The sequence below is a fragment of the Kosakonia oryzendophytica genome (assembly GCF_027886705.1).
Lineage (GTDB): Bacteria > Pseudomonadota > Gammaproteobacteria > Enterobacterales > Enterobacteriaceae > Kosakonia > Kosakonia oryzendophytica.
Genome location: NZ_CP115659.1, coordinates 3,710,095 through 3,733,895 on the forward strand (window position 1 = coordinate 3,710,095; position 23,801 = coordinate 3,733,895).

The 23,801-nt window shown below is 55.6% G+C and carries 13 protein-coding genes; 2 read left to right on the forward strand and 11 right to left on the reverse strand.

Annotated elements, in window-relative coordinates; all coding sequences use genetic code 11:
* Nucleotides 1-117 precede the first annotated feature (117 nt).
* The 4 genes from O9K67_RS18110 to O9K67_RS18125 form a co-directional block, all read right to left on the reverse strand.
* Nucleotides 118-1,362: an LVIVD repeat-containing protein gene (locus O9K67_RS18110; RefSeq protein ID WP_061496800.1), complete on the reverse strand. Its 1,245-nt coding sequence runs from the start codon at nucleotides 1,360-1,362 to the stop codon at nucleotides 118-120.
* An 85-nt stretch (nucleotides 1,363-1,447) separates the two neighbouring features.
* Entirely contained in the window at nucleotides 1,448-2,512 is a 1,065-nt protein-coding gene (locus tag O9K67_RS18115; RefSeq protein ID WP_061496802.1) for a sugar ABC transporter substrate-binding protein, read from the reverse strand.
* 20 nt (nucleotides 2,513-2,532) lie between these two features.
* Complete coding sequence (locus O9K67_RS18120; RefSeq protein WP_061496804.1) at nucleotides 2,533-3,528, reverse strand: ABC transporter permease; 996 nt, start codon at nucleotides 3,526-3,528, stop codon at nucleotides 2,533-2,535.
* Nucleotides 3,525-5,027: a sugar ABC transporter ATP-binding protein gene (locus O9K67_RS18125; RefSeq protein ID WP_061496805.1), complete on the reverse strand. Its 1,503-nt coding sequence runs from the start codon at nucleotides 5,025-5,027 to the stop codon at nucleotides 3,525-3,527. The genes O9K67_RS18120 and O9K67_RS18125 overlap by 4 nt, the downstream gene beginning before the upstream one ends.
* Nucleotides 5,028-5,189: 162 nt before the next feature.
* Here O9K67_RS18125 and O9K67_RS18130 point away from each other — a divergent pair, with 162 nt between their 5' ends.
* On the forward strand, nucleotides 5,190-6,278 hold the full coding sequence (locus O9K67_RS18130) for an oxidoreductase (RefSeq protein ID WP_061496807.1): 1,089 nt from the start codon (nucleotides 5,190-5,192) through the stop codon (nucleotides 6,276-6,278).
* A 296-nt stretch (nucleotides 6,279-6,574) separates the two neighbouring features.
* On the opposite strand, the gene O9K67_RS18135 is transcribed toward O9K67_RS18130, so the two are convergent.
* From O9K67_RS18135 to O9K67_RS18155, 5 genes are all read right to left on the reverse strand, one after another.
* A complete protein-coding gene (locus O9K67_RS18135; protein WP_061496809.1) occupies nucleotides 6,575-6,838 on the reverse strand; it encodes a hypothetical protein in 264 nt (87 codons plus the stop codon).
* Nucleotides 6,819-8,036: a VENN motif pre-toxin domain-containing protein gene (locus tag O9K67_RS18140; RefSeq protein WP_061496811.1), complete on the reverse strand. Its 1,218-nt coding sequence runs from the start codon at nucleotides 8,034-8,036 to the stop codon at nucleotides 6,819-6,821. The genes O9K67_RS18135 and O9K67_RS18140 overlap by 20 nt, the downstream gene beginning before the upstream one ends.
* Before the next feature lie 15 nt (nucleotides 8,037-8,051).
* On the reverse strand, nucleotides 8,052-17,942 hold the full coding sequence (locus O9K67_RS18145; protein WP_271044613.1) for a hemagglutinin repeat-containing protein: 9,891 nt from the start codon (nucleotides 17,940-17,942) through the stop codon (nucleotides 8,052-8,054).
* 12 nt (nucleotides 17,943-17,954) lie between these two features.
* On the reverse strand, nucleotides 17,955-19,619 hold the full coding sequence (locus O9K67_RS18150; RefSeq protein ID WP_061492434.1) for a ShlB/FhaC/HecB family hemolysin secretion/activation protein: 1,665 nt from the start codon (nucleotides 19,617-19,619) through the stop codon (nucleotides 17,955-17,957).
* 330 nt (nucleotides 19,620-19,949) lie between these two features.
* Entirely contained in the window at nucleotides 19,950-20,537 is a 588-nt protein-coding gene (locus tag O9K67_RS18155; protein ID WP_061496815.1) for a TetR/AcrR family transcriptional regulator, read from the reverse strand.
* Nucleotides 20,538-20,645: 108 nt separating this feature from the next.
* On the opposite strand from O9K67_RS18155, the gene O9K67_RS18160 reads away from it, so the two are divergent.
* Nucleotides 20,646-21,389 carry an SDR family NAD(P)-dependent oxidoreductase gene (locus tag O9K67_RS18160; protein ID WP_061496817.1) on the forward strand — a complete coding sequence of 248 codons (744 nt, stop codon included), beginning with the start codon at nucleotides 20,646-20,648 and terminating at the stop codon, nucleotides 21,387-21,389.
* Nucleotides 21,390-21,443: 54 nt separating this feature from the next.
* Here O9K67_RS18160 and O9K67_RS18165 read toward each other — a convergent pair whose 3' ends face one another.
* Both O9K67_RS18165 and cstA read right to left on the reverse strand, forming a co-directional pair.
* Entirely contained in the window at nucleotides 21,444-21,641 is a 198-nt protein-coding gene (locus O9K67_RS18165; RefSeq protein ID WP_000460621.1) for a YbdD/YjiX family protein, read from the reverse strand.
* Between the two features lie 47 nt (nucleotides 21,642-21,688).
* Nucleotides 21,689-23,794, reverse strand: coding sequence for a pyruvate/proton symporter CstA (cstA, locus tag O9K67_RS18170; RefSeq protein ID WP_061496819.1), 2,106 nt, complete (start codon nucleotides 23,792-23,794; stop codon nucleotides 21,689-21,691).
* Nucleotides 23,795-23,801 lie beyond the last annotated feature (7 nt).

The window sequence follows — 23,801 nt, forward strand, 5'->3', positions numbered from 1 at the left end:
CGGGCATCCGCTATTCCCTCTCCTCTCCGGGGAGAGGGAATAAGAACAACCGGGTACCAACTATTCCCTCTCCCCTTTGGGGAGAGGGTCAGGGTGAGGGGAAACCGGGCACCCGCCTTACCCCAAATACTCAATCACCGACAACCCACCGTTGTAATCCGTGCTGTAAATGATCCCCTGCGCATCCACAAACACGTCGCAAGACTGGATCACGCGCGGACGCCCAGGCCGGGTATCCATCATGGTTGCCGGTGCCGCTGGCACCAGCGCACCGGTTTCTACCGGGCGATACGGGTTGGAAATATCGTAAGCACGAACGCCCGCGTTCTGATACGTGGCAAAAATCAGCGAGGAGCTGATAAAGCTCCCCGGACGGTTTTCGTGCAGGTTATGCGGCCCGAAATGCGCCCCTTTCGCCACGTAATCCGTTTCATCCGGCTGGGGGAACGTTGAGATACTCACCGGATTGGAGGGGTCGCGAATATCAAACAACCAAATCAGTTTCTCGCCATCTTCCTGATTGTCGAGCACCGCTTCATCAAGCACCACCAGCAGTTCGCGGTCGGGTAACGGCAGCGCGGTATGCGTGCCGCCACCGAACGGCGGACTCCAGTTACGATGGCTAATCAACTTCGGTGCACTGCGATCTTTCACATCCAGCAGCGTCAGACCACCATCGCGCCAGCTACCGTAAGCCGTGTCGCCAGCGATAATGGCGTGATGAAGCGCGTAGCGTTTGCCTTCCGGCCATGTGGGTGTTTCACCTGCGGCCTGGTTCATCCCCGGTAACCACCAGCGCCCGGCGACCTGCGGTTTACGCGGATCGGCCAGATCGATGGTCAGGAAGATATAGTCGGTGAAACCGTCGATCAACGCCGAGACATACGCCCAGCGACCGCCCACGTACCAGATACGGTGGATGCCAATACCGTTCAGCGACAGGAAGCTGATTTCACGGGGTTTATCCGGTGTGGAGATATCAAAAATGCGCAGCCCGGCGCTCCAGCCTTTGTCCTGCACATCACTGACCGTGTCGCCGACCGAACGGGTGTAATAGACCTTTTCATCGGCAAAGCGCGCATCGGCGAACAGATCGCGGGCATTGATCACCAGCAGCAGATCGTCGTGCGCTTGCAGATGCACATTCCAGGTGCCGGGGGGCGCAGGTACATATCCTGCCGCTTTCGGTTTTTTCGGGTCGCGCACATCCACAATAGAAAAACCCTGCGACACCATATGGCCGATGTACGCAAAGCCGCGATGCACCATTAACTGGACGCCATCCGGGCGTCCTCCCTGGTCGCTGTGCCCAATCAGCCGCATATTGCGGCTATATTCGGGACGCGGAAGTTCAGTTGCCATGATTCATCCTTTCAACAGCCGTATTGCTCTTCGCAGGCCAGGCAGCGCTAAGGGCTTACCTGACCTGCGGTGCCAGCCTGGATTCTTATTTGTTTTTCGCTTCCAGCGTAGCGAACCACGGGGCGATAAAGTCTTCGGTCTGACCCCAACCCGGAATGATTTTGCCCAGGGAGGCCACGTTTACCGCACCTGGCTGGCTCGCCAGCAGCGCCTGCGGGATTGCCGCCGCTTTAAAGTCATACGTCGCAGGCGTTTGTTCACCGGCAATCTTGTTGGCAATCAGACGCACGTTGGTCGCGCCAATCAGTTTCGGATCCACCGCAACGCTCACTTTCCACGGGCTGTTGGCCTCACGCATCAGTTGCAGATCCTGGTTAGACACATCAATGCTGTAGAGTTTAATCTCGGTGCGTCCGTTCTCCTTCAGCGCCTTATATGCGCCCTGGCTGAACGCATCCCAGGTCCCCCAGATCGCGTCGATTTTGCCTTTCGGGTATTTCGCCAGCACTGCGCCGACTTTGTTGGCGGTATCGCCCTGTACATCAGAGGAGACCGCGCCAATCGATTCCAGCTCTTTGATACCTGGGTTCGCTTTCAGCAGTTCCGCGTAGGCCGCCTGGCGGCGCTCCATTGGCGGGAAGCCAGCCACCCACAGTTTGATGATATTGGCTTTACCGTTGAAGTCTTTCACCAGTTCGCCAAAGGAGAGTTTGGTCAGAGAGGCATCATCCTGCTGGGTAACGGTTACGCCCGGGATCTCACCGTTCACGGCGGTATCGAACACCGACACCTTAATCCCGGCGGCAACGGCTTTTTTGATCAGATCGGTGGAGTACGGGTCGCGCCCCTGCGAGAGGATAATACCGTCATACTTCTGGCTGATGGCCTGATTGACGAAATCCTGGAATTTTGCGTCATCGCCGTTGCTCAGGAAGGTACTGATTTTAAAGCCCAGCTTCTTCCCTTCCTGCAACGCGCCGGAGACAAACTGCGTGGTGTTATCGTCCGACCCAAGGTTGCGGATCAGCGCAATACGTACCGGTCCATTATGATTGGCAATGGCGTCCGGTAGCGGTGCAGGCGTGGCCGCGTGACCTGGCAGCGCGCTCAGTAATCCCAGCGCCAACAGCGAAAGTGCAATTTTTTTCATATTTGTTTTCCCCTGAATAATTAACGACGCTGGAAGTAAGTCAACGCAAGAGCACCGGCCAGCACCAGCCCCTTAATAATGTCCATTGCGTAATACGGTACTGACAGCATCACCAGCCCGTTTTGCAGCACGCCGAGGATCACCGCCCCCACCAGCGTGCCGAAGGCATTCGGTTTACCGGAACCCGCCAGCGAAAAGCCGATCCATGCCGCCGCGACGGCATCCATCAGGTAGCCGCCACCGGCATTCACCTGCGATGAGCCAATGCGCGAGGCCAGCAAAATCCCACCCAGCCCTGCCAGCAGCGAAGAGATTACATAAGCCGCGACTTTGTAGCGCGTGGTACGAATACCCGAAAGTCTTGCCGCTTCCGGGTTACCGCCCATGGCGTACATCCGGCGACCGTGAGTGGTGAGAGACAAACCAAGCTGCGCAATCAGTGTCACCACCAGCATAATCACAACAATCGTTGGTACCTGGCCCAGCGAAGCAAACGCAGCAGGGATAGTGCCTTCCGCCATGTCGCCGCTCGGCAACACCATGTTTTCAGTGATGGAACCACCATAGCTGTAGGTCATCGCCACGCCCTGAATCACGAACAGGCTGCCGAGTGTGGCCAGCATATCGGGAATGCGCAGCACCACGATCAGGAAGGCGTTAAACAGGCCGACCAGCGTACAAAGCACCAGCGTGATAAGGATCGATTCGGTGGTGCCGAAGCCGTGCCAGACAAACAGGGAAATCACCAGCGCATTGGCCAGTGAAGCGGTGGAACCGACCGACAGGTCAAACCCGCCGATGGTCAGTGAAATGGAGACGCCGACGGCGATCACCGTCACGATGGCAATCGAACGTAAAATGTTGATGATGTTGAAGGGATCGAGGAAGTTGTCCGATGCCACGCCAAAAATCGCGATCAGCGCGACAACGGTAAGCAACATGCCCCATTTATAAAGAAAATCAAAAAACTGCTGGCGGGGTGTCGCCGCCGCATTGACTGTCAGGGCCTTACTCACGGCGCCGTTCCTCCGGTGGAATAATAAAGTAGTGTCTCTTCGCGGGCATCCTCGCCCGTCACTTCTGCAACAATGCGCCCGTCCCACAGCACACAAATCCGGTCACATAAACCCACCAGCTCGGCGAATTCCCCCGACGCATAGATCACGCCTTTGCCTTCCCGCGCCAGGCCATCAATCAGTTGGAACAGATCGGTCTTCGCCTTAACGTCCACCCCTTTGGTCGGCTCATCAAAAATCAGCACATTCGCGTTACCGCGCAGCCATTTACCGATCGCCACTTTTTGCTGGTTGCCGCCAGAGAGGCGACGTAGCGTTTGTCCCGGTCCGGTCGTGCGCACGCCCACGCGGGCAATCACTTCCTGCGCCCAGCGCCACGCCTGGCGGTGACCAAACAGGCTCCAGCGCGAAAAGCTGTTATCCGCGCTGATGGATAAATTCATGCTGATGGGCTCTTCAATAAAGATGCCCTCTTTGCGCCGCTCTTCCGGAACCAGTGCCAGGCCGCGCATTACTGAATCCGCCGGATCGCGGGGTCGCCACGGTTGGTTATTCAGTTCCCCACGGGTAATACGGCTTTTACTCGCGCCGAAAAGCGCTTTGCAAAGTTCGGTTTTCCCCGCGCCCGCCAGCCCGGCGATGCCGAGGATCTCCCCTTTGCGCAGCCGCAGCGAGATATCTTTTAGCAGCCCTTCATCATGCAGACCGTCAACGCTCAGCAGCACTTCATCGCTGTGCGGTGGGCGCGCAGGCGGATAAATGTCGTTCAGTTCATGGCCGAGCATTTTTTCCACAATTTGCTCACCACTCAGATCGGCCATCGGGCCGGATTCAATGAGTTTGCCGTCGCGCAGCACGGTTAAGGTGTCGCAAATGGCCTTAAGTTCATGAATGCGATGCGAGATAAACACCACGCCAATGCCCTGCTGTTGCAGGCGTTTCACCACGGTGAATAAGCGCTCACTTTCCCGGCTATCAAGAGGAGCGGTCGGTTCATCAAGGATTAAAAATCGGCAGCGATGCGAGAGCGCGCGCGCCAGCAGGATTTGCTGTTTTTCCGCCAGCGTGCAGCTGTCGATTGAGCGTTTAACATCCAGCGCCACATCGAGCTGCGCCAGCGCTTCCCGCGCCTGCTGGCGAATCTCGCCCCAGCGGTAGCGGTGCCCCTCTTCGGCCAGCTTATCGAGCATGATGTTTTCCGCGATACTCAGACCGGGGATCAGTGCGACATCCACTTCCTGCTGCACCAGGTGAATGCCAAACAGTTTGGCGTCGCGTGGTGTGCGAATGCTCACTACCTGGTTATTAATGCTGATTTCGCCTTCGTAGTGATCGTGTGTTCCGCACAGCACCGCCATCAGCGTGGACTTTCCCGCACCGTTTGCGCCGGTTAACGCATGCACGGAACCGCCCCGTAAGGTGAAATCCACGTGCGACAGCGCCCGGAAGCCGCCAAACGCCAGGCTTATGGTGCGCATTTCGAGGTGGTTGCTGCTCATGCTGCGGAAATCCCTGCCATTAATAGATTGATTTAACGAATTTTTCACAGCCTTGCTTGACTGGCAACGACAGAAAAGGCATAAGATAAAGCAAAATAATATTAGCCATCCGGATGTCCAGACATAACATCGGGTTAGCCATTACGCACAAGGACACAACACATGAGCAACACAGATATTCGCGTCGTACCCGGCCCCGCTAACTACTATTCCCATGCCGGGAGCCTTGCGCGTTTGCACGACTTCTACAGCGCAGAGCAGCTCTCCCGCGCGGTGTGGATCTACGGCGAACGCGCCTTTGCCGGCGCAAAAGCGTTTCTACCGGAAGGATTTAACGCACCAGGTGCGAAGCATATTCTGTTTAAAGGTCACTGTAGCGAGCACGACGTTGGCGAGTTGGTTGAGCAAGCGGGGGATGACCGTGCAGTGGTGATTGGTGTGGGCGGCGGAGCACTGCTGGATACCGCCAAAGCGGTGGCGCGCCGTCTGGGTTTGCCGGTGGTGGCGATCCCGACCATTGCCGCAACTTGTGCGGCCTGGACGCCGTTGTCGGTGTGGTACAACGATGCCGGGCAGGCGCTGCAATTCGAGATCTTCGACGACGCTAATTTTCTGGTGCTGGTGGAACCGCAGATTATCCTTAATGCCCCGGCGGAATATTTACTGGCGGGCATTGGCGATACGCTGGCGAAATGGTACGAAGCGGTAGTGCTGGCGCCACAACCGGAAAATCTGCCGTTAACCGTGCGTCTGGGCATTAACGGCGCGCTGGCCATTCGCGACGTGTTACTGGAGAGCAGTGAACAGGCACTGGCCGATCAGCAGCGCGGCGAGGTGACGCAGGCGTTTCGTGATGTGGTGGATGCCATTATCGCTGGCGGCGGTATGGTTGGTGGCCTTGGCGAGCGTTATACCCGCGTTGCGGCTGCGCATGCAGTGCACAATGGGCTGACCGTGTTACCACAAACGGATAAATTCCTGCATGGCACCAAAGTGGCTTACGGCATTCTGGTGCAGAGCGCCCTGCTCGGCCAGGACGATGTGTTGGCGCAACTGATTGACGCTTATCAGCGTTTCAACCTGCCGACCACGCTGGCCGCACTGGATGTCGACATCACTCACCGCGCCGATCTGGACAAGGTGATTGCGCACACCCTGCGCCCGGTCGAGTCTATTCATTATCTGCCGGTAGAACTCACCGCCGACACGCTACGTGCAGCGTTTGAAAAAGTCGAAACGCTATCGCGTTGATTTTCTTAATGGGTCATTAACTATAAACAGACTCATAGTGATGATCCATTTTCGTTTAGCAAACAGTCTGTTTTACATAAAAAACAAGACACCTCTGGGTTTTCTATAACACGAGACACTTCATCTCAATACTGCGAAACGTTTATTAATAATCTCCCCAAAACGGTCCTACGCATTAATTATTATAATTACTGTCGTGAATTATTTTGCAAATTGCATAAAGTATATACTTTACCCATTAAATAACCCTCCGATCATTTGGAAAAGCCATTACGATTTGTGATAACCTATGTAAGTTACTCTTTATCATTCATCATCTTGCTTTTTTCATACTTATCATACCAAGCAAACCACCAGGTCTTAGCGCCCCCACCAATCCCCCCTGCCGCACTGTAAACGAACATTTTTTCCCAAACACTGCGGGGAAAATAGATGGGATGCGGTGACATCGCATCTCCTATGCAATGCATTAAAAACATCATAACGAATATAACAAAAAAACAAGAAACCGCAGACTTTATGAAAAGCTTAAAGCTGGGTTCAGTTGCTATTTTTTTCATATTCTTCCCATGTGTTTTGTGAGAACTTGCCAGCAGCTTTATCAGCAAATGTGCCAAGTATCTCATTGACTACTTCATTAAATGGTAAGGAATCCTCCATCTTCGCCCCATAGAATGAACCCCCCATCGAGGTAATATTTTTCTTATAGTCAATACCATCAACAAAAATACTCCCACCTAAAGCAATACCGGCATTTGATAATTTATTACGTCCCGCACCAAGAGTACCTTCCACAAAAGAAGAAAAGGTACTCTTATAATTCCATGTCATCTTTTCATTTCCGGGCTGATTTAAATCGTCCCATTGCGTAATAGCATCTACCCCTGATGAAATAACACCACTACCAATAGCTTTACCAGCAGAGACACTAAGACCATAACTCCATCCACCGAAGATAAGCGCACCATCGACAGAACCATCAACTACGACTTTGGTGATATTGGTACCTTCTGGCATATCGCCTTTTGCCAGCTGTGCGGAACCAGCACGTATTTGCTCGTCCGTAGCTGGGTTCATAACATAGCCATTTTCATCCAAGAGATTCGTATTGAACGCCAGTGAACCCTGCGCATTAACATACTGGCCAAGGTTACCATCGTATAGCCCATTGTTTTCAGAAGAGTTCTTACCACCCTCTGCCGCAGCTTTCGCCCCTGCTGTATTGTCTGCGATCGCAGCACCGGCAACACCAGCCGCTACACTTGCCAACTTACTGACTAACTGGCGCTGACCTTCATCCAGCTCCTCGGGACGTTTCCCCCACAGATCAAGAGCAATGGATGTTGTCGCTTCGCCCGTTGCAGCCCCCAGAGCACCAGCGGCTGCATCTTTACCCTGCATTTGTGCAATGGCAGCGCCGGCAACAGCATGTGCGATCAGCCGTTGTGCCCCTTCGGGAGTGTTCGCTTTCACCAATGTAGCCAAATAGGGTGCTGCCGCGCCTGCCACCGCACTGTTCATATCACCATTGAACAAACCGCTTACCGCACCCGATACAGCCTGAGCGACCTGCTGATATTTGCCACCGGTGCCATAGTCCTTAACGGTATCTTTGTAAATCTGAGTTTCTCGCAGCTCTTTCGCCGAAAGTTTCTCATTGCCTGGTATCGCACGAGCATCTTTCAGAGCCTGGATATCGCCTTCGGTCATCACAATATTGGTTATCTGACTGGTAATATCCCCCAACTCGCTGGCCATCTGTAGCCGCTTTTGCTATTTCTCTTTATCGAAGATCGGGCTGATAGCATCGTTAGCAGCAGCGACATCGCGGCTCAGTGAGCCAATATCTTGCTGCTGGTTCGCTTTATCGCGAATCATAATCGCGCCATTGGATATAGCAGATTGTGTCGTGCCTTCGGCGTGACCGCTGCTACCCGCGGCCCCCTGCAGTGCACCACTGGCGGCAGAAAGTGCGCCCATTGCCAATTGCTCTGTCAGTGAGCCACCACTGCTCATACCCATGCTTACGCCTTTATGACTGACTTTGTAGTCGGCCTCGTTATGCATGTCAGTAAAGCCCAGGGTTCCGGTATCCAGCCGATTTTTATCTGCCTCGCTCTGACTCGAAATCACTGCACCATTCAACTGGGTATGATTGCCCACAGTGATGTCAAAACCATTTTTCCCTGCATAAATGCCACTCTGCTCTGCAACACTGTCGAAAGTGCTGTGCATTTTGTCCTGGCTGAGGCTAACAGATCCGGATCCCGTCATTGTGCCGAAAGTAAAGCTTCCACCGGCACCAAAGCTAGTTTGCTTACTGTCAAAGTAATTGCTGTCCTGCTGACTGGTGATAGTCAAATCACGTCCTATATCCGCCACCACTCGATCGCCATTAACCTGCGCACCGGTCAGCACTGTGTCACGCCCACTGTTGATGTTGACGGTACCGCCACTGTCCACAGTCGTTTCCGTCCAGTTAGTGCCATTGCCTTTGTTATTACCCTTGCCGGCATTGACGTTAGCATAGACACTGATGCCGGCTCCGCCATTACCCGCACCAATACTGACACCAACGCCGCCGCCGCTACTGCTATTTTTGCCTGTGCTTTTCTGAGTATTTGCCGCACCGCTGAGCAGAATATCCCGCTCTGCATTAAACGTGGTGTCACCGGTTGCTTTTAGCTGACTCCCAGCAATCACGATATCACCGCTGTTCTTCGCATCCCCTTTACCATTGGCGGTAATCGATAAGTTATTGCCCGCGCTGAGTGTCGACCCGCTGACCGAATCACTAACCGTCAATTGCTGAGAACTCGATTTCTGCGTACTGAGCGAAATGCTGACGCCAACAGCACTAGCAGGATCACCTGCCGCTGCAGCCGCGCGCACCCCTTGCACCGCCTGCACTCCCGCGAGGGCTGCTTTAGTCACCTGCAGGGTCTGCAGACGACTGTCAGTTTGATCCTGCACCGCTTCTACCGTACTTACCGCTTTATTCAGGGCATCCCCCACCACACCGGAAAGTGCAACAGTCAAGCCGGTGCTTTTTTGCTCAAATTTGTCTTCACGCGTGCGCTGATCGTGTCCTGGTGTAATAGAAACACTATCACCAGCCAGAGTGAGATCCTGCCCGGCAACCAGATCGGCACCCTTAACCTGGAGCTGATTCCCTGCGGTAATGGAGACGTCCCCGTGGGTGCTCCCTACAGTACTGACGCTCTGGCTTTGAGTTGTGCCTTTTTCTTTTAGTTCTTGCCTCGTCTGGCTGCTACCGATGGTAAAACCGATTCCTCCAGTACTCATTAAGCCGCTTTTTTTAGTCTCACTGAGTTGCCAGTTGGTGTCGGTGTCTGTAGCAGCTTCAATAGTAACGTTGTTGCCTGCATTCAACGCCACTTTACCATCACCAACGACTGCCGATCCCTGGACCAGCAGATCGTGACCCGATGTCAGATTGACATTATCCCCGCTCAATAGCGTCCCCGACTCACGTGTTGCGCTCTGCTCAGAGATAGTATGTGTTTTGCTTTTACTGAGAAAACCCTTATGTGTCCTGGTTTTTTCTCTGTAGCTGTAATCGCTTTCGGTTGCCGTTGCCAGGTTAATATCACGTCCGGCCAGCACGCCAATATCACCCTTGGCATTTATCTCTGCCGCTTCGGTGCTCACATCACGCCCGGCGATGATCAACGTATTGGTGCCACTGATGACCTCAGTGCCTTGCTGACGTACCTGCTCGTTGATAGTGGTATCCTTACCTGATTTATTGCTATTGCCTTTTGAGATCGTCTCGGCAAGTAAGTTGACGTCGCGGCCAGCCTGCAAACCAACACGCTCATCCGCAACTAACCCAGTAGCATGAGAATTAATATCCTGTCCTGCAACCAGAATAAGATTTTTTCCAGAGGTAATTGTATTTGCTTGCAGTGCGGTTTCATGAGATCCCGTACCAAACATTTTGTTTGTCTGAAGCACATTAGCAGCAGCCAGATTCAAATCGTTTACTGCCGTCGCACTAAAGTTCATACCTGATGAATATGAAGCAGCCTGGCTGTTTATGTCGTTTCCAGCTGACAGAGATAAATTATTAACAGATGAGAGGGATGAACTTGAGAATGCAGTTTCTTCCATCTGGTTACCATTGCTGTAGTGCCGCTTGCTACCCGTCTCGATAACGCCCACATTCAGATTATGCGCTGCGTTAACCGCAACAACCCCACCTTTAATATCGCTCGCCACAACATTCGTATCACGACCAGAATTGACCACGAGTTTCTCTTTAGCCGATACGGTACTTGCCTGGTTCATCACGAAATCCTGGACGTTCGTTTTCCCCAGTAGACCAAATGCGGCGCTTTCCTTCATCACATTCGATGCAACAGAAACATCCCCCCCTGCCTGAATTAACAAATCACCAGAAGAAGTAACATTGGCACCTTTGATATTGACATCATTGCCAGCAGATATCCCTATTGTTTTCTCCGCAGAAATGGACGCTATATTTCCGGCGACATCTTTGTAAATATTTTCGTAGAGATCTCCGCCACTAAATTTCCCTGCACTGAAAGATTGCATCACCGTGATGTTATTCACATCACCCCGAATACTTTCCAAAGAAACTATTTTCCCGGAGATTGTCGAACCAATATTATTAATATCATCATTGGCAATCATTGATAATGCATTTCCGGCTTTTAACACAGACGAACCAGAGTTATTAATTGCAGATGAACTTTTCACCTTTAAATCATTTCTGGCGAGCATAGTCCCCGCATTGTTATCAATAGCCCCTGCAGAAACATCAATATTATTCCCTGCGATGATGCTGCCATTATTAAAAGCAGCATCTTTTGCTGACAGATAAACCTTAGGCACCATCACTACTTCACCGTTTATAGTGGTGGACTCCCACCAGAGAATACTGTGGCCCAGAGAGGCTATTTGTTCAGCTGTTAGCGACACCCCAAATTTCAACCCCAATGAAGACTGAGCTATCGCCGCGTTATCCATTAGATACTGCATTTGTTCGAGGTCAGAACCAATTCCCGAAATATAACGATTACCGGTCTGGCTCAGGATAACATTACTGACATAACGGGTATCGAAAACGGCATCACCTAAGAATCGGTAATCGTAATCTGGATTAATATTGAGACGACTCAACATATAAGATGAACCAAGGAACTGTTTTTCGTCTGTATACTTACTGTTAGTCTCACGCGGTATTTCGCCTGCTTTTATATTAAGCAATGCATTCAGCTCACTAAACAAAGCAGGATCAAGTTGCCCTAACCCATCAAGTTTTGGATTAACGGTAATAAGATACGGACTTTTAGGGCTCGCATTATAAACAAAATACCCATTATCACCTGTAGGCAGTGGATAAGTACTAATATCCATTTTTTTCGCGGAAACAGGATTTATAGCAGTATTATGCGACTTTTCAACACTCTCACGAGTAATGTTATCTGCAACCATATTTACGTCAGGAGTTCCTCCCCCGGGCTGAGTACCATTAGGAGCATCAACAGAAGAGAAAGCCAGAGGATTCGCGCCATTTATACCCTTTAATGCCTCACTTATTTTGTCATCCAATGAGAGTGAAGGAATAGCGGCACTATCAATGTCCTTCAGATTTACGTTGTTACTTCCGGTGACAGCATTGACAGCACCTAATCCCTTCAATCCTGGAATTTGCAATGTCGGAGCTATCGTCCCTTTTACATCGGTTGAATCGCTATTATTTTGGACGCTGCCAAAGTTAAGGCTTGTAGTGCCGTTCGATTGGATTACTCCGCGCGCAGAGGTTCCTGGATCAGTAATGTACTCGTCTGTTGCGGTGAAACTTAATGTGTTCCACCACAACACTCCTTTTATCTCTTTCTCACCCTTAGGCAGCATTAATTCGTATCCTGGCGCTACGGTATAAATACGCCAGACGGTCTGAGTTCCTGACAAATAAGACTGGTTGTTCAGCGAATTCCCACTCATAGAGAGGTTATTTCCGGCCAGAACAAAACTTGCCAGATTATCGAGGATTCCCGTTTGCGCCGTCAGGTTTCGACCCGCACTGATCCTCGCGGCATTGCCTGTAATCTGAGTGGTCGAAGTGACGCGAGAAACCGCAATTGCCTTTCTCAGGTCTAACCGAGAGGGAATGACAGTCGTATTGATGGCATTAGGATCGGGTTTTCCACCACACTCGCAGTTAAAGAATGGCTTTTGATTGACGAATAAATACTCGTCGGGGGTAAACAAGCTAAGAGGAAGTTCATATACACCAGGTATGTAAGACTGAAAGTTTAGATCAAAATTTTCTTTTGTTGTCGTTCCTTGACGTACAGATTCCCTCTGGTTCAACAGATGCCCGGTCTTAATGGTGATATCGCCGTTTGTCGTCTCAATATTGCCGGAGGTGTTGATCACCTCGCTGCTGGCATTGCCGGCCGCATCCCGTTGCAGCCACAGGTTATTGCCCGCCAGCATATCGCCGCGCTGGTTGGTGATGCTGTTGGCATACAGCGCCAGGTTGTTTGCCGCATACAGCAGCGCGGTGTTGATAATTGCGCCCGGCGCGCTCAGCGTCAGGCTGCCTGTCGTGCCGGCAAAACCGTTTACGGTGATATTCCCCCGGCTGGCCAGCGTAATATCGCCGCCACCCTGAAGGGCGCTGTTGCCGTTCAGCACAATGGCGCTGCCGCTTAATGTGCTCGCGCCGCTGCCGGTGGTGATTTGCCCGCTACTGGTCAGTTGTCCGCCCGCGCTCAGGTTCACCGCCTGGCCCTGCATCACGCTCTGGTTATCTATCGCACCGTTGCTGGTGACGCTCAGGGTTTTGCCTGCCGCCAGCGTGGTTTTTGCGGTAAAGGCGTTCGTCAGTTGCAGCGTCAGGTTACCCAGCGCCACCACCTGACCCAGTGCATTCAAACCAGCCGCGCCCACAAACAGGTCGCCGCCGCTGAACAGCTTACCGCCGGTGGACTGCTCCACCTGCGTGGCGTTCACCGTCAGCTGGTTCTTACCGAGCAGTGTGCCGTTGTTGGTCAGTTGCCGGTAACTGAGCGCCAGGGTATTCGCCTGAGTGGTGCCCTGGTTCGTGAAGCTGTCGCCGGTAAGGGTCATCTGGTCGGCCAGCAGCGTGCCGGTGCCGCCGTTACGTGCAGCGTTGAGGATGAGATTAGTGGCCTGCAGCCAGCCCGCGCCGGTGTACTGCGGGGTGGTCAGCGTCAGTTGCCCGCCGGAGAGCAGCCTGCCCTCGTTGCGCGCCAGGGTGGTGCTGTCGACGCGGATGTCCCCCGCGCCCTGAATCAGCCCGTAGTTAAACAGCGACGGCGTGGTCAGGGTCAGCCCCTGCGTACTCACCAGTTCACCGCCTGCGCTGTTGGTCAGTGAATTCGCCGTGACCGTCAGCCCGTTCCCCTGGATGTTGCCGGCGTTGCCGAGCGTGTCCGCATTCAGGGTCAGCGCGCCGTTACTGGCCAGCGAACCGCCCGCCAGTTGGGTCGCATTACCCGTCAGGGCGACCGTCAGTCCGTCACTGCCGCTGACGGCTCCGCTGTTGGTCAGCGCGTCTGCGCGCAGGGTCAGGTTTTTCGCCGCCCACTGCCCCTGATTACTCAGCGACAATGCCTGCAGGGCCGCCGTGCCCAGGGCGGTGATTTTGCTGCCCGTGGCTGAATTCAGGTTGCCGGTAAGCTGAAGGTTCAGGTCGCCCGCGCTCCGGATTGCGCCGCGGTTATCCAGCGACTGTGCCGCCAGCAGAATCGCGTTGCCCTGCCACAGCCCGCCGTTGTCCACCGTCCCGGCGGTGATACCGAGCGTGCCCTGCGTTAGCAGTGAACCGGTCTCGCCGTTGATCAGCGTCAGTTGCGGAGCGGCCATCGCCATCCGCGCCATCAGTCTGGCGGCAGGTTGTGCGGCGTCCAGCGTCAGGTTGTCCAGCCCGGTCAGCGTGCCGTTGTTGGTAATGCCTGCCTCATGCGCCGTCAGGGTTTTCCCCTGTACCGCACCGTTATTTTCCAGCGTCTGTCCGCTCAGCGTGACATCGCCTTCGCTGAGGAGCTGCCCGCTGTTACGCAGCGTCTGCGCCTGAATATCCGCCGTGCCCCGGCTACTGAGCGAACCCGGCAGCGTCAGTGTACCGCCCACGGTGGCGGTGAAATCCCCCAGGCTCAGCAACGAGCCGCCGAGCATCCAGTCATCTGCCGTAACGCTGACCTTTCCGCCCTGCAATGTACCCTGTGTGGACAGTTGTCCGGCATGCAGCGTGAAATCGCCGCCGCTCAGCGTGCGCGAACCGCTGGCGGTGGTGAGGGTGCCGGCGTTCAGCGTCAGGCCCTGCGTACCCTGCCACAGTCCGTTGTTTGTCAGTGTCGCAGCGCTGAAAGCCAGCTCACCGCCGGAGAGCCATTTGCCCGTCTCCGCGTTGATAAGGGTGTCCGCGGTGGCCTGCGCCTGTTGTGTTCCCTGGATCAGGCCGCTGTTGGTAACGGTGTGGCCGGTAACCGAGACGCTGCCTGCGGCAATCTGGCCGCGGTTGCTCAGCGTGTCGGCCTTAAGTGTCAGACCGTCATTCACAGACAGCAGACCCTGGTTGTCCAGCGAGGTCAGATCCAGGTTCAGGTCACCACCGCTGACAAGCTGCCCGGTACTGCCGTTGACCAGCGCCTGCGTGTTCAGGATCAGGCTGTCGTTGCCCTGTAAAATGCCGTTACTGGTAAGACGCGGCGCGCTAATGCGCAGGTCTTTCGCCGCCAGCGTGCCGTCATTCAGTACCTCTGTGGCGGTGATATCCGCCAGATGCTGGCTCAGCACACTGCCCTGGTTACTCACCGCTGTGCCGCGCAGCGCCAGGCTGTCGCCGCTGACCATCTGCCCGCTGCTGGTCAGGCTGTCGCCGTCCCACGTCAGGTTTTCCGTTCCCTGTAACAGGCCGCTGTTGCGTAAATCGCCGTGCAGGGCGAGCACCTTCGCCATCAGCGACCCGCTGTTCTGGCTTCCGGCCACCCGCAGCGTCAGCGCCTGCCGGCTCAGCAGTCTGCCCTGGTTGGTCAGATTCCCGCTGACACTGGCGTTCAGCCCGTTTTCACCGAGTGCATTCCCGGTGTTGACCCACTCTCCGGTGGCGAGGTCAAGCGTGTCGCCCTGCAATTGTCCGGCGTTGGTCAGGCTATCGTTTTTCAGCACCAGGCTGCCCGCGCTCAGCAGTAAACCACCCTGCTGGTTGGTAAGCGCTGTACCGGTGGCAACCAGCGAATCCGTTCCCTGCAGGGTGCCGCTGTTGACGATATCCGGATTATTGAGTTCGAGTTTTGTCGCCGCAATCAGGCCGCTGTTGAGCAGTTGCGGGGCATTCAGCGTCAGTGCGTTATCCGCAACCAGACGCCCGGTGGCGCGGTTGTGCGCCTGCTGTGCCAGCGTCAGCAGCAGCGAAGTGGCGCTGATATTGCCGCTGTTGTCCAGCGTCTGCCCGGTGAACGTCAGCGCACCCGCACTGCGCATTGTCCCGCTGTTAGCGGTGGTCTGCGCCGCCAGCGTCAGGGTGTCGTCACCCTGCACGGTGCCCCGGTTGTTCAGCATCCCGGCCGTGATGGCGGTGTTTCGGGACGCCAGCAGGCCGCTGTTGCCAAACGCTTCTGCCGTCAGGCTCAGGCCATTATCCGCCAGCAGTTTCCCGCTGCTGGTCAGGCTGCGGTAATCACCGATGAGATTTACACCGTTGATTTCTCCGCCATTGACCAGCGTATTACCACTCAGGCGCAGGTCGCCGTCGGTGGTGATGAGTCCGTTGTTGGTCAGCTCAGGAAGGGCGAGAGTGAGGTTCTGTGCACTGTAGAGTGTGCCACCAGCGAGGTTATCCAGTCCGCTGGTTTGCAGATTCAGCATCTGTGTGCCCTGCAACAGGCCACTGTTAGTAATGTGCGAACCGCTGAGATTCAGCGTATCTGTCACCAGCGTGCCGCTGTTAGTGATGCCATCCGGCGCTGTCAGGGTGATGGCCGCGGCATTTGATTTCCCGCTGTGGCTCAATGTTTTTGCGCTAATGTCGAGTGCGCCTTTTGCCGCCTGGGTGCCGTTCAGCGTGGCGCTGTTGCCTGCCGCCAGCGTCATGCTGCCGCCGCTCTGCACCTGTGCAGTCTGGCGGGTCTGCACATCCCGGCCCTTCACATTCAGCGCTTTATCCGCATTGATGCGCCCGTTCAGGTCGGCAGTGGCCTGTGCCACCAGCGTGACATCCCCTTTACCGGTGACCGTCGAATCCGCACCGGTGGTCAGCGCTCCGGCATGCACGCTGAGCGTGCCATCCGATGCCAGCGTCCCGGTGTTCTGTACCTCATCACCCGTGGCGGTCAGCGTCTGCCCCTGCAGTGTGCCGCTGTTGTTAAGGTTGCTGGCAGTAGCGGTCAGTTGCCCTTTTGTCGCTACCGTGCCGCGGTTATCCAGGCGATCGGCGGTCAGACGGGTCTCGCCACCGGAAATCAGTTTCCCCTGCTGCGTCATGTTCTGCGCGGTCAGAGTGACATTCCCCGCCGCATTCGCCTGGCTGGCGGCATCGGTGGCAATCTGCTTCCCGGAAACCGCCATCTCCCCGCCGCTGGTCAGCGAACTGCCCGTCAGCGTGGTGTTGCCACTGCCGCTGAGCGTCAGTTTACCGTCCGCCGCCAGCGTGGCGCCGTTCAGCGCCACGTCCTGCGTGCTGTTAACCGCGATGTCGCCACCCGCCTTGTGGCTGCCGCTGAGCGTCACACCGTCGCCCTTCGCCGTGAGTGAACCGCCGGCGAGGCTGTTTTTCACGGTCATTCTGCCGTTTGCATCCAGCGTGATGTCGCCCTGCCGCGCCGTCAGGTTGCCGAGGTTGACCCCCACCCCTTTTTCCGTCGAGACCAGGTGAATACGGTTGGCGTACATCCCGCCCAGCGCGCCGGTATCGACCGCCACCACGGGTGCTGCCCCCTCTCCGGCACCCGCCGTCGCTTTCCCGGCGGCATCCACCCGGTTCGCCCCGGTGGTGACGGTCAAATCCTTCGCATGAATCGCGGCATTCACTTCGGTGGCGCGGGCAATCAGCGACAGCGCATCGCTGCCGCTGGCATCCAGCCCCTTCCCTTCCACGGTAATCGTGCCTTTTGTCACCTCCAGCGCCGCCAGGTTGCCCGCCGCGTCAAACTGCGGTTTACCGGTGGTCAGGGTGGCATTCGGCGTATTGATAAAGCCGCAGCCGTTACAGGTGATGCCGTACGGGTTGGCAACCATCACGTTGGCGGCTTTCCCCGCCACCTCGGTGTAACCCTGCAGCTGTGAGCGGCTGCCGCCGGTCACTTCGTTGATGATGCCTCTGGCCTCCTGCCCGGCGCGCAGGTTCGGGTTGTTCTGGATAAGCCCGCCAAGCTGCGTCTGGTTCAGTTGCCCGGTGGCGTTATTGAGGATGAGCCCCTCCGGGCCGACGTTGTACTCGTTAAACCGGTTATGCGAGATACCCGCACCATTCGGTGCGGCAATGTTCACTACCGGCACACCGTTGGCGGCTTTGTCCATGGTCGCCGGGCCGGCCGGCGTGATGGCCGCCGCGAAGGACGGGGCCACCGGCTGCCAGACCAGCAGGCCGATGATAAACCAGCTGAGTGCACGCTGAGAGAAACGAACCGGTTTATCGGTATTCATCCTTGTCTTCCTTTAAAAAGTGACAGCCACACGCCAGTTAACACTGACGTGGTCCGGTCCGAGCCAGTCGGGATAGTGCAGCGGCGTGCCGGCAGAAATCTGGCTGGCGAACCCGCGTCCGGCGCTGCCGAGGCCTGCCGACGCCCCCCACACGGTGCCGCTGGCATAGTGGTCCAGGCGGTCTTTTTCCAGCCAGCCGCCGTCCAGCGCCACGGTGGCGCTGATTTGCCCGAGTACCGGCAGGGTGAAGAGGGCGTAATTCAGTTCGTTGCGCCAGTAACCGCCGTTGTCGCCGGAGATGTACTGCTCCTTAAAACCGCGCACCGAGCTTTCGCCACCGAGCGTCAGGCGCTCGCTGCCGTAGAGCCGGTCCGGCGACCACTGCCCGTACAGGCTGGTCAGCCACAGCAGGTCGCGGGTGACCGGGCGCTGGAAACTGGCGCTCAGGCTCCATTTGCGAAACTGCGCGCGCGGCACATCGCCGGTTTTGTCTTCGTCAGTTTCGGCGTTAAACCACGGCGTGCCGTGGCTGTATGTCGGGTTAATGGTCGCCACCCCGCCGAGGATTTTCTGCGTGTGGCTGACGCCCAGCTGCAGGCTGGAGAGGTTGCGGGTGCTGCTGGTCAGCGGTGCGTCGTTCAGCCAGTTGCGCGATGAGCGCTGCGTGATGCCGGCACTGAGCGCGGTTTTGATGTCGCCGTTACGGAACACCACGCGGGAAAGGTTCAGGCGGTGGGTCTTCGTGTCACCGGTGGAAATCCACGGGTAGCCCATATTGATGAGGGTGGTACGGTAGTTGCTCCAGACGTAGCTGTAATCCAGCAGGCTGTAGCCCCAGGGGACGCTGACCCCGGTCTGGAAACTCTGCGCGTCATAACCGGTGGCGAAATCACTGCTGCGCCCGCCGCCGACAAACCATTTATCCGCCACGCCCAGCAGGTTATTTCCGCCAAGCGAGCCGTTTAACTGATTTTCACCGGTACTTTTCTGCCCGCTGTTATCCAGCGACATGCTGGCATTGAACGGGAATTCCGGCGTGGCGGTTAAATTCACCGTGGAATAACCGGGTTCGCTGTCCGGCACAATTTCAATCTGCACCGGCTGACTGCGCAGGCGGTTAATCTGCTCCATGCCCTGCTCAATATCCCGGAGATTAAGGACTTTTCCTTCCAGCCCCGGAAACACCATCTTCAGCATCCGCGGGGAGTCACCGTCGAGGCGGATATGGCGTAATTTCCCCTCCAGCACCACGAGGCGTAATTCCCCCTGCGATAAATCCTGCTCCGTGAGAAAAGCCCGGCTGGTAATATAGCCCCGGCTGATATACCAGTCAGAAATGGCGGCGGTGAGTTCCGTTATTTTCGCCATATTCAGGCACCGGTTCAGCCAGGGCGCGGTCAGTTTTTGCTGCGCCTTTGCGCTGATAAGGGTGACGCCGGAAAGGGTGATGGTGTGAACGGTAAAACAGGGGCCACCGGGCTGAGAGGCTGGCGCGCTCTGGCCTGCACGCGGCAGCGGGATGCTGCGCTCCAGTTCGTCGCGCTGTTGCTGGTTCTGCAGCAGCAGTTGTTCCTGCTGCTGACGCACGGCGTCGCGATCGGCCGGAGACAAAGGCGCGGCCTGCGCCGTTGTCGCCAGGAATAAAAATAAAACCAGATAACGCACGCGTTCATCCATGAGAAAAAAAGTCCCACCCAGATAATTTAGGTTAAGTTTGAATTAATAATAATTTTTTGAGTATATTCCTATGGAACAAATACAAAGGCAATATGTGAAAAGTGCTTTTTTATTATTCATCGATAATTTGACTTTAAGAGAGAATATATCCATAGATATTGCTCTCAGTATTTCTCTTTATTGCACTCACTATTAACAATATGGAAAAATGAATATTAAAGAAGTGAAATAATACTTACTGATATTATTTCACTTCTTTTATTGCGGCATTATTATCCATACATAAAGTGAGAGTATTCACTTAAAAAGCCAATATAATAATTAAGGCTATTATGCAGGCCAGAGCGCCATGGCCATTCTGGCGACGCCGAGCAGCGTTTCGCAGCTTGCCCCATCCCGCGCCTGAATCGACATTCCCTGCTGGATGCTGACGTATAACCGCGTCAGCGCATCGATATCCGTCGTGGCCGGTAAATCCCCCTGCTCCTGCGCCTGCGTTAATCGCGCTTTGAGCAGTTCCACGCCGCCGTTGCGTAACTGTTGTACCCGCGCGCCAAGACGATCGTTGCCTTCGCTGGCGACCGCCGACAGCGTCACCATACACCCGTGCGGCATACCGCTGCGCGTCAGCGTCTGCGCCGAATGCACCAGCCATTGCGCGATGGCCGTTTTCGGCGACGGTTCGCTGTCCATCCCACCCCAAATCAGCGGCGCAACGGTCTGTTCGTAGTGCTGTAAAACCTCATCATAAAGATCCTCTTTGCTGCCGAACGCCGCATACAGGCTCGGGGACTTAATACCCATCGCCTGGTAGAGATCGTTCATCGACGTGGCGGTGTATCCCTTCTGCCAGAAGAGTTTCATCGCTTTGTCCAGCGCATCGGTACGGTCAAATTCCCGTGGTCTTCCCCGGCTCACAGTGCCTCCTCACATTTTGTGCTGATCGGTATATTAATACTATTGACGGCGAGGTGAAAGCCTGTTTACTTTAATTATGTATCAATCGACACATAATTAGGAGCCACCATGTCACACTCACTTGCAGGTAAACGCGCGCTGGTCACGGGCGCCAGTCGCGGTCTGGGTAAAGCCATTGCACTCACGCTGGCTCAGGCAGGCGCCGATGTCGCCATAACTTGGGAAAAATCCGCAGACAAAGCCGAGGCCGTTGCCGAATCGATCCGCGCGCTGGGGCGTAACGCCGTGGCGATTCAGGCCGACAGCGGCAACCCACAAGCCGCACGCGCCGCCGTTACACAGGCGGTAGACGCGTTAGGCGGGCTGGATATTCTGGTGAATAACGCCGGTATTGCACGTGCCGGGCAACTGGAAACGATGTCGCAGGAGGACATCGACGCACAGATCAACGTCAACATTCGCGGTGTCGTTTACACCACGCAGGCAGCAATCGCGCATTTGCCTCGGGGCGGACGCATTATCAACATCGGCAGTTGCCTGTCCGATCGCGTACCGTTCACTGACGTTGCCATCTATTCCATGACCAAATCGGCGCTGAACTCGTTAACGCGCGGGTTGGCGCGGGATCTCGGGCCGCGCGGTATTACCGTCAATATGGTGAAACCCGGCTCAACCGACAGCGATATGAATCCGGCGGATGGCGAAGGCGCTGAAGAGCAGCGTCGGTTAACGGCACTGGGGCATTATGGTGAGGCGCAGGATATCGCCGAAGCCGTGGCCTTCCTTGCCAGCCCGGCGGCAAAACAGATCACCGGTACGGATATTGTGGTAGACGGCGGCACAAACGCCTGAGTGATATGCAAAAAAAAAGCGGCGCAAAGCGCCGCCTGATAGCAAAACCGGGGATCAACAGCAGCGCGCGCCGCCTTTGCCACCGTAGCGCGCATCCTGACGCTCGCGGAAAAACTCCTCGTAGGTCATTGGCGTCTGATCCGGGTGTGTCACGCGCATATGCTCAACGTAGTTGTCATAATCCGGAACACCAATCATCATTTTCGCCGCCTGGCCTAAGTACTTACCGGCTTTAGAGAGCGTGTCGAACATGTTATCCCCTCATCCACCCTCTCCCCACAAGAGAGAGGGAAACATGATTAATGAACGCCTTTCGCGTGACCCACAATCTGGCCAACATCTTCCGGCATCGCCTCATACGGCGTCTCTTTTGCCGTTGGGTGATCCACTTTCAGCGCCGCCAGCGCGGTTTTCAGCGAGTAGAACGCCAGAACTACCACCACCACCATAAAGAAGATGGTCAGACCGGCATCGAGACGGTTATTAAACACCAGTTGCGCCAGTTGTGACTGGGTATACTGCGCCGGAATCGTCCCGCTGTCGATCATCGCCTGGAACTTATTGGCAATGGCAAGGAAGCCAACTTTATTGTCCGGGCTGAAGGCTTTTTGCCAGCCTGCGGTGAGCGTACAGACCAGCAGCCAGGCGGTAGGCAGCAATGCAACCCATGCATAACGCTGGCGTTTCATCTTAAACAGCACCACTGCGCACAGCATCAGCGCCATACCGGCCAGCATCTGGTTGGCAATGCCGAACAGTGGCCACAAGGTGTTAATACCGCCAAGAGGATCCACCACACCCTGATGCAGGAAGTAGCCCCACGCCAGCACGCACAACCCCGTCGCCAGCAGGTTGGCGGGCAGCGACTCGGTACGTTTCAGGTTCGGGGAAATCACCCCCAACAGATCCTGCAACATAAAGCGCGCCGCGCGCGTCCCGGCATCCACCGCCGTCAGGATAAACAGTGCCTCAAACAGAATCGCGAAGTGATACCAGAACGAAACGCCCATTAAACCGCCAAGCGCACCGTGCAGAATATAGGCCATGCCGACCGCAAGCGTAGGTGCGCCGCCTGCACGGGAAATAATCGACTGTTCGCCCACTTCTTCTGCAATCTGCCGCAGAGTATCCGGCGTGATACTAAAGCCCCAACCGCTCACCACCTGCGCAGCAGACGCCACCACATCGGCGGTTCCTGCCGGTGCCAGCACGGCCATGGGGCTGTTCATCGCGAAGTAAACGCCCGGATCGATAATACAGGCTGAAACCAGCGCCATGATCGCCACGAACGACTCCATCAGCATACCGCCGTAGCCGATAAAGCAGGCTTGCCCTTCGCTGGCGAGCATTTTCGGCGTGGTACCGGAGGAGATCAGCGCATGGAAGCCAGACACCGCGCCGCAGGCAATAGTGATAAACAGGAACGGGAACAGGCTCCCACTCCACACCGGACCGGTGCCATCAACAAACTTCGTCAGCGCAGGCATGGTCAGCGTTGGGCGCATAATCAAAATGCCGATCGCCAGCCCGATAATGGTACCGATTTTCAGGAAGGTAGAGAGATAGTCACGTGGTGCAAGGAGCAGCCACACCGGCAACACGGAGGCCACAAAACCGTACCCCACCAGCATCCATGTTAATTGTACGCCGGTAAAATCAAAATACGGGGCCAGCGCCGGGTTTGCCGCCACCCAACCGCCGGAAATAATGGCGAACACCAGCAGCACCAGGCCAATCACCGACACCTCGCCAATGCGTCCCGGACGCAAATAGCGAATATAGATGCCCATAAAAATCGCCAGCGGGATGGTAAAGGCCACGGTGTAGGTTCCCCACGGGCTGTGGGTCAGCGCTTTCACCACAATCATCGCCAGCACCGCGAGGATGATCACCATGATCATAAAGGTCGCCACCAGCGCAATCACCCCAACGGTCGCGCCCATCTCCGCTTTCACCAGTTCGCCAAGCGAACGCCCGTCGCGGCGGGTGGAGACAAACAGCACCATAAAGTCCTGCACCGCACCGGCCAGCACTACACCTGCCAGGATCCAGATCATTCCCGGCAGATAGCCCATTTGCGCTGCCAGCACCGGCCCCACCAGTGGGCCTGCCCCGGCAATTGCCGCAAAGTGGTGACCAAACAATACTTTCTTGTCTGTCGGCACATAGTCGAGACCATCGTTGTGCCGTACCGCCGGTGTCATGCGCGTCGGATCCACCTGCAGCACATTTTTGGCGATATAAAGACCATAAAAACGGTAAGCGATAAGATAGATACAGACCGCAGCCACCACAATCCACAGTGCATTGATCTGTTCGCCGCGATTCAGTGCGATATAACCAAGAGCAAACGCTCCAACAAGGGAGAGCACGCCCCAAATAAGGTATTTCCCTGAGTTGTTCATAGCGGTT

What these genes read in the sequence shown, in the direction of transcription:
- O9K67_RS18140 (WP_061496811.1), bottom strand. Translation starts at nt 8,036, where the DNA reads ATGGCCAGCGAGTTGGGGGATATTACCAGTCAGATAACCAATATTGTG.
- O9K67_RS18165 (WP_000460621.1), bottom strand. Translation starts at nt 21,641, where the DNA reads ATGTTCGACACGCTCTCTAAAGCCGGTAAGTACTTAGGCCAGGCGGCG.
- O9K67_RS18125 (WP_061496805.1), bottom strand. Translation starts at nt 5,027, where the DNA reads ATGAGCAGCAACCACCTCGAAATGCGCACCATAAGCCTGGCGTTTGGC.
- O9K67_RS18145 (WP_271044613.1), bottom strand. Translation starts at nt 17,942, where the DNA reads ATGAATACCGATAAACCGGTTCGTTTCTCTCAGCGTGCACTCAGCTGG.
- O9K67_RS18150 (WP_061492434.1), bottom strand. Translation starts at nt 19,619, where the DNA reads ATGGATGAACGCGTGCGTTATCTGGTTTTATTTTTATTCCTGGCGACA.
- O9K67_RS18135 (WP_061496809.1), bottom strand. Translation starts at nt 6,838, where the DNA reads ATGAAAAAAATAGCAACTGAACCCAGCTTTAAGCTTTTCATAAAGTCT.
- O9K67_RS18110 (WP_061496800.1), bottom strand. Translation starts at nt 1,362, where the DNA reads ATGGCAACTGAACTTCCGCGTCCCGAATATAGCCGCAATATGCGGCTG.
- cstA (WP_061496819.1), bottom strand. Translation starts at nt 23,794, where the DNA reads ATGAACAACTCAGGGAAATACCTTATTTGGGGCGTGCTCTCCCTTGTT.
- O9K67_RS18130 (WP_061496807.1), top strand. Translation starts at nt 5,190, where the DNA reads ATGAGCAACACAGATATTCGCGTCGTACCCGGCCCCGCTAACTACTAT.
- O9K67_RS18160 (WP_061496817.1), top strand. Translation starts at nt 20,646, where the DNA reads ATGTCACACTCACTTGCAGGTAAACGCGCGCTGGTCACGGGCGCCAGT.
- O9K67_RS18115 (WP_061496802.1), bottom strand. Translation starts at nt 2,512, where the DNA reads ATGAAAAAAATTGCACTTTCGCTGTTGGCGCTGGGATTACTGAGCGCG.